Source organism: Desulfococcus sp., assembly GCF_041737845.1.
Classification (GTDB): Bacteria; Desulfobacterota; Desulfobacteria; order Desulfobacterales; family Desulfococcaceae; genus Desulfococcus.
This window is the reverse complement of sequence record NZ_JBGSQX010000021.1, coordinates 1-13,298: the sequence shown is the minus strand read 5'-3', so window position 1 is coordinate 13,298 and position 13,298 is coordinate 1. Positions and strand designations below refer to the sequence as shown.

The following is a 13,298-nucleotide window of genomic DNA, read 5'->3' as shown; positions in this document are numbered from 1 at the left end:
AGGAATTTGCTCCATAGTCACCCCTCTATTTAAAATCACGAATTAGAGGAATGATATAAAAATGTTACATATCTTGAAAGGAATTAGATGGCGGGAATGAAATTACTCGTAACATAACCAAACTGGCAGCATAAGGATCATTATTGTTGAGTGGCGGATTTAGAAAAAACTCCAGCCGGATGAGTTGATGAAACAGGTTGAGCCGTCGCTATCGTTCTCATCCATACTATCTGGGGATATGGGCAACTGTGCGTTTAAATCCGTGAACACCCGATCGGCGAGCAAGGCGTGCGCCGCGGTGGTCGGATGCTTATCATCCCAAAACATATATCCGGCGCCGTCAAAATTGTTTTCGATTTGAAAATTAGGCGATGGTTCGGTCACATTGATGAACCCGAAGGCGGCAGGATTGTTTCGGACCTCTATAAAAAAAGAAAACACATCGAATTCATACAGGCCAATCTCCGGGTGTTCGACACTGAATCGATCGATCATGTTACCCAGTTCGGCATTGAAATTGAGCGAAAACGTTGTCGCCTCAGCGGCTTCCGGTGTGCCCAACGTGTCGGGGATAGCGCCCAGGTCGGGCAGGTTCAATACCAAAATATGCATGGCCTCGAATTCCACCAAACGTTCCATGGCAGTGTTGATATTGTCCACCGCCTCCTGAAAATCGCCGTTTCCATTCAGATAATCATTACCGCCAATCCATATGATGAAAAGTGAATTGTGCGAAAGCGGAGGAACGCTGGTGGCGATATACGCGGTCACCTGTTCAATCAGACCCGGCGGTACCAGTCCATCACTTTGCGCACCGCCAAGAGCGCGGTCGTGTAGAGGTAAGTTCAATCGTTGCGGGTCGGCCAGATATTCGACCCACACCGGACCGTTGGAAAAACGGCCTTCGTAATACAGGGCCGGATCAGGTTTCGGCTGATTTTCAATAAGAACAAGATTGCCATTATCTGACAGACTGTCGCCAAATACGACGATTTCATCGAATGCGGCTGCGAAACCGTTGGTTGTGCAGAGGGTTAATAGAAATATCATTGTTGCCGTGGCTAGTTTCTTGATGATTTTCTTCATTTTATGCCTCCAAGGTATTGAATAGTCATGGTATCCTGGATAAAACCAGATTTTAAAAACTCCATGATAGGATCATTTGGTACAACAATTCTGGCGATAAGTGGCATCGGAATTCAAAAAATTGACGGGCTATCTCAAAATTATTGAACAAATTGTACTGAGTGAACGGCTTTTGATCACCAAAATTGCGAATCAAGGGCGCACTCTGCGATAGGATACCCATCTATTATTTTGAATTCCCACTTTATGATGTTTTCTAAATAAACCCTTCTACTTGCTCACAACTTTCTCGACCTGGCCGAGCTTTTCCTGGACTTTCCCGTGCAGTTTTTCGACTTTGCCCTCGGCTTCCAAGTCTTGATTTCCGACTGCTTTCCCGACGGTCTCCTTGACCTTGCCTTTCACTTGGTGCATCTTGCCTTCTGCGTTGTCTTTTGTGCTTGATTTCATCGTCGTTCTCCTGTTTGATTTAAAAGTTGATTAGATTCTGCCCAATAAGAGCAGGATCAAAAGGATACCCACTACCAGTCCGCCGGGTGCACCCCCACGACCGGCTATGCGGCCAGACCGGGATTACGCCCACAAGTGCCAGTATCAGGATTATGAGCAAGATTGTTCCAATTGGCATGCTTTGTCCTCCCTTTACAAAAGATGTACAATTCAAAATAACTTGGTTTCAGCCGATTCATTTCACAACCCGGAACAGCCGGCTCGTTGCACCGGCTGTTCCGGGTTGCTCCTGGACTCGGTTTACTGGATGGTCATGTTGTTAACCACCTTCTTTACGCCGTGAACATCGCTCACGAGTTTGGTGGCCAGATCCTTTTCAGCCGCGTTCTTGGCTTTGCCCACCAAAGTGACCACGCCCAAAATGAACTCTCCGGCTTTTATGTTGTCGACGAAATTTCAGCAACCCGCCGGGGCATGATGATCGCGATCCCGGATGAGAACTGGACCGTGTTTCAACAGATGGAAACATCCGAGATCGTGGCGGTACTTAAAATGCTTACCCGGAATGTCTGCCTTCCGGCATTCCGCAAGCATCCGAGAGGCCCGAAAAAACCAGAGCCAAAACGGAAAAGCTCCAAGAATACGCCGATTGTTTTGACTGGTAGAATTATCGCTGAGAGAAAGAGGTAGAACCAGAACCTTGAAAGGGCTGCTCCTTTACCCCAAACTCAATTCTTTCTTGAAATCTTCCGGTTCAGGAAAAACAAAGACGTCTTCTCCGGAAAAACTGAAATCGATCACGTCCCCTTCATGGTATTTCTGCTTCAAGTTCTTGCCCTTGATGCGTTTGTAGGCATTGACGATATTGCTCTCCACATTGATCCGGTATTCATACAAATGCCCCAGAAAATTAATCAACTCTATCCGGCCGGAAAATCTTATCTGATCCGGATAGGGATCCAGGTGAATCTTTTCCGGTCGGATGCCGATGACTATCTTATCCTGTGATACTTCAGTGGGTAGTTGAAGAATTTTGCCGTAGATTTCTACCGAGTGCGGCGATTTCTTCCGCGCTTTGAAAAAATTGCATTTTCCGATAAAGTTGGCGGCGAACATGGAATTGGGTTGGTCATAAAGCTCTTCCGGGGTGCCGGTCTGCACGATCTCGCCTTTTCTCATTAATATGATATTATCAGAGATGGTCATGGCTTCTTCTTGATTGTGCGTAACGTGGATAGCGGTCAAATGATTCGTTTTGGCGATTTTCTTCAGCTCATAGCGCAGGAAGGAACCGATTTTGGCGTCCAAGGCAGACAACGGTTCATCAAGCAAAAGCAAACTGGAATGGCCGGCCAAAGCGCGAGCCAGACCCAGGCGCTGATTCATGCCTCCGGACAGTTCGTGTGGCAAGGCTTTGTCCCGTTTCTCCAGGCCCACCAATTTCAAATTACGCTCCACGGTTTTGGCGATTTCCTCTTGGCTCCATCCCCGCACGACCGGCCCATAGGCCGCGTTATGCCAGACGTCCATGTGAGGAAATATGGAAAAATTCTGAAACACAAAACCAATGTCCCGTTCCTGGGTCATTTTTCCGCTCACGTCCATGTTATCGAACAATATCTGACCGCTGGTGGGTTCGAGCAATCCGGCAATGATCCGAAGCAAAGTGGTTTTGCCGCACCCGGAAGGACCCAGCAATGTAGAATATTTCCGATCCGGAATATCCAGATTGAGGCGGTCCAGAGCCAGTAAATCCTCTCCCCTGGCAGAGACGAATCTCTTGATCAAATTCACAATTTTTACGTTTGGCATATGCGTTTTTTATTTCGTCCTGTAAGTCAAATGTTTCAATGCATACAAGAAGATCAAAGCGATGATGAACAAAAGCGTAGAAATGAAGGCTGCCTGTCCGAATTGTCCCTGTTTAACAAGATAAACGATTAAAATCGGTACGGTCTGGATCTTGTCGCTCACCGCCAATGTGGCGCCTGTCTCTGATAAACTGCGCATAAAGGCCATGATCAAGCCGGCGAGAATGGCCGGTTTGATCATGGGTAGAAGTATGGTCCGAAGCATCTGCCCGGATCGGGCGCCCAAAGAATACGCCGCATCTTCCAGGCCGGACGGAATATCCCGAAATGTTGCAACCAGCGGTTTTATCAGAAAGGGGAAAGAAAAACTCAAGTGGGTTAATATCAGGACCATTAAGTCAAGAGACAAGAATTTATGCCAGAAATAAGCCAGAGACATCCCCAATGCGCTGGTCGGCACCAAGAGAACGATCTCGTTTAACGTGTCCAAAACCTTGCCCAGTCGTCCCTGATCGCGTGCGATCATATATGCCAAAGGCAAGGCAAAGATCAAGTTGACCAGCGTGACCGTAAAGGCAATGAAAAATGAGATTGCCATGCTCTTGAGCACTCCGGCGCCAAACGCCATCTCCCAGTGACTTAGATTGTAAAAAACAATGAATATGGTGGGTAAAAACAATATGAACAAGAAAAAAAGCCCCACGAGAATATTGCGCGGTATTATCAAGTTGATCAGGGATTTTTCGAAACGAGGATAGACTTTCTCCAGTCTGATGGTCTTTTTACCGAGCAGGGCTTTGGCCAAAAACAATATCGATATTGCGCTCAAGATCAGAATAATACTGGTTCCCATAGCCTGAGGCAGATGTCCGGAGTTCTTAAGTTCCACTACCAGTACCGGGGCCGTGCTTGCCAGGCCGGCTACCATCATGGTAGCGCCGGTTTCAGACAGACTCCGTGTAAAAGCAAGTATGGAGCCGTTGATTACGCCGTCTCTAAACAGCGGTAAGGAGATGCTGCGAAACAAAGTAAAGTGATAAGCTCCCAGAGTCTCTGCCGCCTCGGCATAAGAAGGTGAAATCTGGGCGATGGCCGCTCCGATGGACCTCACGATATAGGGCAGGGTAAAAACCACATGCAGGAGTATTATCATCAGCACTCCTTTATTGATCAACCCGGCATCCAGGCCGAATATCCGGGCCAGGCCCCCGCGGTCGCCCCAATACAGATATACCGAAAAACCCAGAGCCGCGGTCGGCATCACCAAAGACAGGTCTATCAAGCTATCAATGAAAGTGGCGATCCTGGACTTGCTGCGCGACAACATCCACGCCAGAGGCAGACCAAAAGCCAGATCTATCGTCACCACTGCGATGCCGATCCAGAATGACAGCAGCACCGCACGGATGATCTGTCCGTTCAAAACAACTCCGCCCTGCGTAAAACTCCCCAAAATGAATACCGCCGGCAGAAAAATGATGAACAAAAAAAAGAAGACGGAAGCTCCCAAACTGATTCTACGCCAATTGTTGTGGTCATTTGTCATAAATAATCAGCCTGGGAAAATACGATGAATAATAAATCCAATTGTTATTTATAAATGCCAACCCAAAAATGACCACCTGTGATCATCTAATTTTGACCACACTGGTTAATGGTTAAACCTTTTTCGGAGCCTTGCGGTGCGATAACGGTTATATCAGGAAACTTGCCGTAAACTTCATCGACCGGGTACGCGGCAAGCGCAGGAACCAGTTCCGAGTCGTAGTTCGCCGCCAATGAGAATCGGGTTTCTCGGGGTGCGACCCGGGCGGCGCTTGTCGGCTCATTTGGCATATGGTTTATTCTCCGCACCGGCAAAGCGACATCAAGTTTTAAGAAATTCCAGCAGGTCGGCGTTAAGCTGGTCTTTGTGCGTGTACGCGAGACCGTGGGGTGCGCCTGCGTAGATCTTCAGGGTCGCGTTCCTTACGAGCTTCGCTGATGCCAGGGCCGAGGCGCCGATCGGGACGATCTGGTCGTCGTCGCCGTGAAGGATTAGCGTCGGCACGTCGAACTTTTTAAGGTCCTCGGTGAAATCCGTCTCGGAGAACGCCTGGATGCAGTCAAAGGCGTTCTTGTGACCGGCCTGCATTCCCTGGAGCCAGAACGAATCGATCATGCCCTGCGAAACCTGGGCTCCAGGCCTGTTGAAGCCGAAGAACGGGCCGCCGGCGAGATCCTTGTAGAGCTGCGAGCGGTCGGTGGTGGAGGCGAGGCGGATCCCGTTGAACACCTCCATCGGCAAGCCGCCGGGATTGGCAGGCGTTTTCAGCATCAGGGGCGGGACGGCGGCGATCAGGGCGGCCTGGGCCACCCGTTTCGTGCCGTGGCGGCCGATATAGCGGGCGACTTCGCCGCCGCCCGCAGAAAATCCGATGAGGACGGCGTTCTTCAGGTCGAGCGTTTCGATGAGCTCCGAGAGGTCGTCGGCGTATGTGTCCATGTCGTTGCCGTTCCAGGGCTGGCTCGACCGGCCGTGTCCGCGACGGTCATGGGCAATGCATCGATAGCCGTTGGAGGCCAGAAACATCATCTGGGCCTCCCAGCTATCCGCACAGAGGGGCCAGCCGTGGCTGAACACCACGGGCTGTCCCGTGCCCCAGTCCTTGTAGTAGATCTGCGTACCGTCTTTCGTCGTAATCGTGCTCATAGTTTGCATCCTTGCGCTGTGATATCGATTTTTTTTGCGGATGGTTATCCTATCCTCCGGTGTGGATTGTCTCAGGTGCATCCACGCAGGAGATACAGTGCCAGTAAGATCGGGATCGGGACGCCCAATGCCCAGAGTAAAATCCACCCCACCTTGCCTTTTTGATTGCTAAACATGGAGATCCTCCATTTCTTTCAGGCTTGGAATTTTTTCAGTTTCTTGAATGCGATTCCGGTAACAGATCGCGTCAATGCCAAAACTCCAGAGCAATGTCGGAGAGTGCGTTGACCACGGGTCGGGCCAGCCGGCCGGTGACACCCGAGCGACGAGTGCTTGCACCCAGGAGAAACCCTATCCCTACCCCTATCCCCAATGCGATAAGAATTGACTTGCCCGGATTTTCGTTACTGAAACTCTTGGCCTTCTCGTACGTTTGGCTTACCGTCTCGGCCGTTTTATCATACGCATCGCTTACCGCCTGCTCCGCTTGCCCGTAGGCCTCGGCGCTTACTTCCAGGATGTTTTGAGCTGCAGCACTGGCGCTGCCGGGTTCTTCTGCCGTTTGCTGTCTGGGGGTCTCGTCTTTTTTCTTTTCGGTATTCATGGTATCCTCCTGAGAAAGTCTTAACGTTAATGATTAATTTTAACAAAAGGTTGCGTATCCATTCTTTGGCTGACGGTTGAACCCCGTCCTGTCTGCGGCCGAGGGCCGCCGCCTGCCACTTCCGTCGAGGCTGCATTCTTGATCCAGCCGGCGGCAGCCTTTGTGGCAATACCCAGCAGGGTCACCTTGACCAGGCCGGGGCCGGCGGCTCCAGTAATCAGACCGCCGAGTGCGTCGTGAACCTCCCCGGCAATGGCACCCATGATTCGATCCATGGGCGTGGTGCGTGTTTTGAGAACCCTTGAGGCAAGATAGCCAAGGCCGGCGGCAGCGCCCATCGCCCAGTATGGAGAGTCCTTCACATATTCCCGCCAATCCAGGCTCTCCTTGATCCGCTCGCCGATTTGATCGACTTTCTGGGAAATGTCCTCCTTTCCTTTAACGATATCCTGACGTATCTCTTCTGAACTGCGCTCGACATCCGCTTCCTTTTCGTTGTTTAGGCGCTCTCTTTCAGTCATTCCTTATCCTCCTTTTCAATGCTTGCATTGGCTTCTATGGGTTACGGATCGACTTCTTCAATTGCCTGTACCCGATGAAGGCAATGACGGAACCAATTAAAGCAAGCGTCGCTCCAGTGACAAGCGCCGCCATGGCGGGGGCCATATAAGCGGAGAGCCCGATGATCAATGCGGCGCAAAGAGACAAGAATGCGGCAAAACCGATGGCCGCTCCTGTCACGACTGTCACGACTCCGCTGCGGCCAGCCGTCGCCTTTTCACGAATTCCCTGGATCACGAGCTCAATTTCGTCGTGAACCACATCGGCTGAATTGTTGGCAAGCTGTCCCAACAGTTCACTGAGAGTATCGCGTTGTGTTGTCGTGCCCTTGTCTGTCACGTTGCTGTTCATGGAGAAAAACCACCTCCTTACCTGCGGCGTAACAAGGCTCCGATCATCAGGCCGACGCCCCCTGCGATCAAGAGGCTGCGACCCGGCCTCTGCCTGACGTATTCCCGGACCCTGGCATCTGCCTGCTCATAGTCGAATTGCCGAACATACTCGGCGGATTGGCCCAGCCACCCGGATACCTGATTTCCGTAGTGAGCCATGCCGGATTGCGCGTCCGGATCCGCCGCTTTTTCGCCGATAGCCTCGGCAGCCTTATGCAACTTATCCGCAATAATGGTTTTGACATTTTCGAAGCCGGTTGAATGGCCTGAACCTTGGAACGCTGCCGCGGTTTCTTCAGTGTTATCAACTACTCTATCGTTTTTTTCCATAGGTCACCTCGTAAAAGCTAAAGAGTGACGATTGCCGGCAATAACAAAGTCGTCCAAGCTTTTCTGCCGGTTGAAACAGATACCCGATTTCGGGCCGGCGCCGGCAATCTGGAGCCCCCGTCGTTTCATGGCGGTGCGCTTTCCCTTCGGCAGCCCTGCGCTGATCAAAGTCTGCAAACCGTATCCGATGGGACATCGAAGACTGGTTAACCCTTCAGAAGGTCCTCAAGCCTGTCGTTTACCTCAGTCCAGTTCACGATGTTCCAGAACGCCTCCACGAACTTGCCCCTGTCGTTCTTGTAGTCAAGGTAATACGCGTGCTCCCAGACATCCAAAACCATCAAAATTCTGAACATCGGGTAGACGTTCGTGTTGTGCTTCTCGACCTGCATGATGATGGGCCTGTTCGTCTTCCTGCAGAACGTGAGCGCTGCCCAGCCCGAGCCCTCGGCGCTTGCCGCAGACTGCGAAAACAGTTTTTTGAACCTGTCGAGGGAGCCGAACTCCTCATCGATTGCTTTGGCGATTTTTCCTGACGGCTTCTCGCCCCCGCCTTTGCCCTGCGGTGCGAGGTTTCCCCAGAACAGCGAATGGAGCAGGTGCCCCCCGATGTGGAACGAGAGTTCCTTGAACGTCGCCTTCGTGTCGAAATCGGCATTTTCGATCCTGGCCTTGTCCATTTTTTGGAGAATGGTGTTCGCCCCATTCACGTAAGCTGCATGGTGCTTGTCGTGATGCAGTCTCAAAAGGTCTTCCGATATGACCGGTGAAAGCGCGTTGTAGTCGTATGCAAGCTTCGGTAGAACATACAATTTGGGTGTGTCCATTTTTTCATCTCCTTTTGTTGGTTATATGCGGCCGGCAACACCGTTCCGGCGCTTTCCATCTGATCATTTTAGGCTTTTTTTGTCTGGATCCTGAATGATCTTTCCGCTGAAGGAAAGGCATCCGATTGCCATGACTCTTCAGAATTTGAATGATTGCCAAAACCTGCGATCCCAATATTTGGGATCAGAAAGGGCACCTCTGGTACAACGATCGCTGCGATAAGCGGCGCCGGAGTTTGAAAACCTAACGAACCGTCTCAACATATTGGGCAACCTGTGCTGCGTGCACGGGTTTTTCATCTTCAACAGTGGGAATCAGCGAAAAGTAGACTCGAATGGCCAAACCAATCCTCACGGCCACCGAGCGATACGACGTATCCGTCGTCCGGGTGGATGCTTTTTGTTCAGTATCCTTTAATGATACAATTTATGTGCCAGGTTTCCAACATACGGGGGCATATAAGATATAAATTTGATATTATTAGAAAATAAATGAATAAAAGCATTTTCTGCGCCGTCCACGACAACCGCGTAAAAAAGGTCATATTTAACCGGTGGTCATATATGTCTTTTTATTCCGACGACCCGTTATCGTTGGGAGGCATTGGCATATCCCGGCATGATGATGAAACTGAAGTTTCATCGTCATTGTGTGGCCCTGAGAATGCGGGAGGCAGGGCGTCTTGAATTTGGACACCTGCCGCTGTCAACGAAATGATGCGCGATTTTCAATGCTGCTTGCTGCGCAGGAACAGTTTTTTCGATTCTGAAATCAGTATAATCACTATCGCTCCAACAGCGCAGATACCCAGTTCCCCCAGCCGCAGCGGTGTGGTGCGAAACACGGTGTTAAAAAACGGGACATAAATAAGGATCAACTGTAGGGTCAGTGTGACGCCAATGGCCAGCAACAGCACCGGGTTGCTGAGCCAGGACTGCGTAAACAGCGATTGCGTTTGTTTGCGCACACACAGCGCGTAGGCCATCTGGCAGAAAGTCAGCATGGTGAACACCATGGTCTGCCAGGCGTTCGAACCTGTTCCGCCGTTCCAGAACCAGTACCCGGTCCCCACCGAGATCAGGCCGATGATCAGGCCCATGACGAGAATCTGCCAGCCCAGCCCGCGCGCGAAAATGCCTCCCTGCGGATTGTACGGCGGCCGGTTCATCACATCGCGCTCGGCTTCTTCGAACCCCAAAGCAACGGCCGGCACCCCATCGGTCACCAGGTTGATCCACAAAATTTGAATCGGCAGCAGCGGCAGCGGCATACCCATGAGCGGGCCGGTGAGCATGACAACGATTTCACCGGCATTGCCGGTGAGGATGTATCTGACGAATTTGCGGATGTTATCGTAAACGCGGCGACCTTCTTTGACGGCGGCGACGATGGTGGCGAAATTATCATCCAGCAGGACCATATCGGAGGATTCTTTGCTGACGTCGGTACCCGTAATCCCCATGGCCACACCAATGTCGGCTGATTTCAGCGCCGGTGCATCGTTGACGCCGTCGCCCGTCATCGAGACGATCTCATGCTGTGCTTGCAGCGCGTCGATGATGACCATCTTATGCTTGGGCGAGACGCGCGCAAAGACTGAAACCTCCTTGATTCGTGCGCTGAGCGCATCGACGGTCATCTTGTCGAGATCCTGCCCGGTCAGAACCATATCGGAGGTGGTCAGCCCCAAATCCTTGGCAATGGCGACAGCCGTCAGGGGATGATCGCCGGTGATCATAATCGGGCGAATCCCGGCCTGCTTGCACAGCCGAACGGATTCAATCGCTTCGGGACGCACCGGATCGAGCATGCAGGCCATACCCAGAAAGACCAGATCCTGCTCGTAGTGCATCGGTTGGTCCAGCCCATCGACATCCATCAACCGATAGGCCAAACCAAGCACCCGAATGCCGTTTTTCGCCATCGCGGTGTTTTCGGCTGAAATCTCCTCTTTTCTCTTTTCGCTGAGGGGTTGAACGACACCGTTTATCAGAATCCGGCTGCACACCTCGATCAAGCCGTCGGTCGCCCCCTTGATCAACACCAGGTGATCGGCGTGTCCCTGGTGTCCGGCGGCGGCAACTACAGGGTGCAACGTCGTCCCCTGGGAAGACGACGGCAGGGCGTGAACGGTGGACATGCGTTTACGCTCGGAGTCAAAGGGCAGTTCGCGAACACGCGGCAGCATGGCTTGCAGATCGCGTTGCACCAGTCCCGCCTGTTGGGCCGCAAGCACCAGCGCGCCTTCGGTGGGATCGCCCAGAATGCCGTTTTGTGTATTTTCGTCGATGACGGCATCGTTGCACAGCGTTCCGGCCAGCAACAGCAGGCCGAGATCGGCATCATCGCCGTGTTCGGCCACCGCTTCATCAAGGGAATAGTGGCGCTCCGGCAGCACCACGTCCGAAACCGTCATTTTATTCTGCGTCAGGGTGCCGGTTTTGTCGGAACAAATCACGGTCACCCCGCCCAGGGTTTCCACGGCCGGAAGTCTCCGGATCAACGCATTTTTCTTCAACATCTGCTGTGCGCCCAGCGCCAGGGCGATGGTGACGACAGCCGGCAGGCCTTCGGGGATGGCCGCCACCGCCATGCTGATGGCAGTCATGAACATTTCCTTCAAGCCCGCTCCCTGCAGATAGATCATGCCGGAAACGATAATGATCAACACCCCGGCGGCAATGGCCAACGATCTGCCGAGTTTCGCCAAACGCCGTTGCAGCGGGGTTTGGTCATCCTCAACGTCCTGAAGCATGGTGGCGATTTTACCCAATTCGGTCTGCATGCCGGTGCCGATGACCACGGCCTCGCCGCGCCCGTAGGTCACCACCGTGCCCCTGTAAATCATGTTCCTGCGGTCGGCCAAGGCAAGCTCGCCGTCCGGCAGATCGCCGGTATCTTTGTCCACCGATTCGGATTCGCCGGTCAAGGCCGCTTCCTGGACTTTGAGATTCGCGGCCGCGATCAATCGGGCATCCGCCGGCACAATGTTCCCGGCTTCGATGAGCAGGATGTCTCCCGGCACCAATTCCTTGGCCGAAATCTGCCGCTCTGCGCCGTCGCGCCGTACCCGCACATTGGGCACCGTCATTTTCTTGAGGGCCGCCATGGCGTTTTCGGCCTTGAATTCCTGCCAAAACCCCAGAATCGTATTGAGCACCACAATGACGAAAATCACGATGGCATCAATATATTCCTGCAGCGCCGCCGAAATAACCACGGCGGCCAGCAGAATCAGGATCATGACTTCCTTCACTTGGGCCAACAGAATTCGCCAGGCCTTTTTCTTTCCCTTCTCGATCAGTTCGTTGGGGCCGTATTGCTCATAGCGGCGACGCGCTTCTTCGGAAGCAAGGCCCGTATCGGACGATTGCAGTTTCTCTGCGACCTCGGTTGGATCAATCTGGTGCCAGTTTACCGGTCTGTCTTCTTTTTCACGCATGGTTTTCCCTGCTTCATTCTTTGAACGGCCATTGGTTCTTCAGCCAGTCCACGATCCGGCTCAAGAGCGATGAGTCTTCGATCTGTGCCGGTGCCCGCCCTGCGGATGGTCGTAGAAAAAGCGGAGCATCTCCTGCGAGGCATCGGGCCCTTTGGAATCAGTATAAGAGCCGCGGCAATTACCGCCCGACCAAGCGTGGCCGGCGCCGTGCACCAGCCAGTGTTCCACGACGGGCTGTCCGCTCGCATCGTGGCGGGTGGTGCGCGTATAGGCATGGCCGTGCGGGACCTGGCCCCGCTCCACGCTCACGCGCCGAGCAGGGCCGCCCTCGGGCGGTTCTCCCCGCCTGGCACGCGAAGGCGCACATTGGGCGACCACGCGGTTGCCGTTGCACGGATGCACCGTCGTATCCCGGTCGCCGTGGAACACGATGGCGGGAACGGGCGCGCACGCAGTGTGCCTGCGGGTCGAAGCCCCTTCGCCGCAGCGCATTGCGGTAAACGCGGACGGAAGATCCTGGGCGACCCCATAGGGAAGCCCGGAATGGATGCCAACTGCCGCGTAAAGATCCGGGTAGGTCATCGTCATCGTCAGTGCCATCGCGCCGCCGGCCGATAGCCCGGCCACGTAAATCCGCCGCGCGTCAACCCGATGGCTGTCTATAATCTGGCGGGTAAGCCCGGCAATGATGGACGGTTCGCCACGGTCGCGCTGCTGGTCGGCCGGCTCGAACCAGTTCCAGCATTTCGAGCCGTTGGCGGCGTGGGACTGGGCCGGATAGGCGACGAAGCACCGATGCTCTTCGGCGAGCACGTTCATACGGGTACCGGCGGCGAAATCGTCGGGGTTTTGCGTACACCCGTGAAGCATGACGACCAAGGGCAGCGGCTTGCCGTGATAGCCGCTTGGAATATACAGCTTGTAGCTGCGCGTGCCGGCGTGGTTGGTGTACAAGCCGGAGGTAAAGCGCCCCCCGTCCGGCACGATGTCGGGGGCTCGGTCCGGGATGGGCTCAGACCAGGGCGCTGGCCCGCGGTATCCGCGCCACCGTCCGCGCCATTGTTCATGCAGGCCGGCGCCGAAGGGCAGCGGCGTGGCCGTG

The 13,298-nt window shown here is 53.4% G+C and carries 14 protein-coding genes; all 14 read right to left on the bottom strand.

Annotated features, from left to right (window positions below; all coding sequences use genetic code 11):
• Positions 1-159 precede the first annotated feature (159 nt).
• Positions 160-1,086 (bottom strand): SGNH/GDSL hydrolase family protein, encoded by a 927-nt coding sequence (locus tag ACEW8N_RS02725; RefSeq protein WP_373498259.1) that lies wholly within the window; start codon positions 1,084-1,086, stop codon positions 160-162.
• Positions 1,087-1,356: 270 nt separating this feature from the next.
• A complete protein-coding gene (locus ACEW8N_RS02720) occupies positions 1,357-1,536 on the bottom strand; it encodes a CsbD family protein (RefSeq protein ID WP_373498258.1) in 180 nt (59 codons plus the stop codon).
• 19 nt (positions 1,537-1,555) lie between these two features.
• A complete protein-coding gene (locus ACEW8N_RS02715) occupies positions 1,556-1,714 on the bottom strand; it encodes a DUF3309 family protein (RefSeq protein WP_373498257.1) in 159 nt (52 codons plus the stop codon).
• Between the two features lie 122 nt (positions 1,715-1,836).
• Complete coding sequence (locus ACEW8N_RS02710; protein ID WP_373498260.1) at positions 1,837-1,938, bottom strand: BON domain-containing protein; 102 nt, start codon at positions 1,936-1,938, stop codon at positions 1,837-1,839.
• Positions 1,939-2,253: 315 nt separating this feature from the next.
• Positions 2,254-3,348 carry an ABC transporter ATP-binding protein gene (locus tag ACEW8N_RS02705; protein ID WP_373498256.1) on the bottom strand — a complete coding sequence of 365 codons (1,095 nt, stop codon included), beginning with the start codon at positions 3,346-3,348 and terminating at the stop codon, positions 2,254-2,256.
• 9 nt (positions 3,349-3,357) lie between these two features.
• Positions 3,358-4,893, bottom strand: a complete 1,536-nt coding sequence (locus ACEW8N_RS02700) for an ABC transporter permease (protein WP_373498255.1) — start codon at positions 4,891-4,893, stop codon at positions 3,358-3,360.
• A 321-nt stretch (positions 4,894-5,214) separates the two neighbouring features.
• Positions 5,215-6,039 carry an alpha/beta fold hydrolase gene (locus ACEW8N_RS02695; protein WP_373498254.1) on the bottom strand — a complete coding sequence of 275 codons (825 nt, stop codon included), beginning with the start codon at positions 6,037-6,039 and terminating at the stop codon, positions 5,215-5,217.
• Positions 6,040-6,286: 247 nt separating this feature from the next.
• Entirely contained in the window at positions 6,287-6,643 is a 357-nt protein-coding gene (locus tag ACEW8N_RS02690) for a hypothetical protein (protein ID WP_373498253.1), read from the bottom strand.
• A 26-nt stretch (positions 6,644-6,669) separates the two neighbouring features.
• Positions 6,670-7,164, bottom strand: coding sequence for a hypothetical protein (locus ACEW8N_RS02685; protein WP_373498252.1), 495 nt, complete (start codon positions 7,162-7,164; stop codon positions 6,670-6,672).
• Positions 7,165-7,198: 34 nt separating this feature from the next.
• On the bottom strand, positions 7,199-7,555 hold the full coding sequence (locus ACEW8N_RS02680; RefSeq protein ID WP_373498251.1) for a phage holin family protein: 357 nt from the start codon (positions 7,553-7,555) through the stop codon (positions 7,199-7,201).
• 17 nt (positions 7,556-7,572) lie between these two features.
• Positions 7,573-7,926, bottom strand: a complete 354-nt coding sequence (locus ACEW8N_RS02675) for a hypothetical protein (protein ID WP_373498250.1) — start codon at positions 7,924-7,926, stop codon at positions 7,573-7,575.
• A gap of 206 nt (positions 7,927-8,132) precedes the next feature.
• Positions 8,133-8,753, bottom strand: coding sequence for a superoxide dismutase (locus ACEW8N_RS02670; RefSeq protein ID WP_373498249.1), 621 nt, complete (start codon positions 8,751-8,753; stop codon positions 8,133-8,135).
• A 728-nt stretch (positions 8,754-9,481) separates the two neighbouring features.
• The gene (locus tag ACEW8N_RS02665; protein WP_373498248.1) at positions 9,482-12,196 is read right to left on the bottom strand and encodes a cation-translocating P-type ATPase; all 2,715 of its coding nucleotides are present in this window, start codon (positions 12,194-12,196) and stop codon (positions 9,482-9,484) included.
• 60 nt (positions 12,197-12,256) lie between these two features.
• Positions 12,257-13,298, bottom strand: a 1,042-nt coding sequence (locus ACEW8N_RS02660; protein WP_373498247.1) for a PHB depolymerase family esterase, incomplete at its 5' end; no start/stop codon positions are given.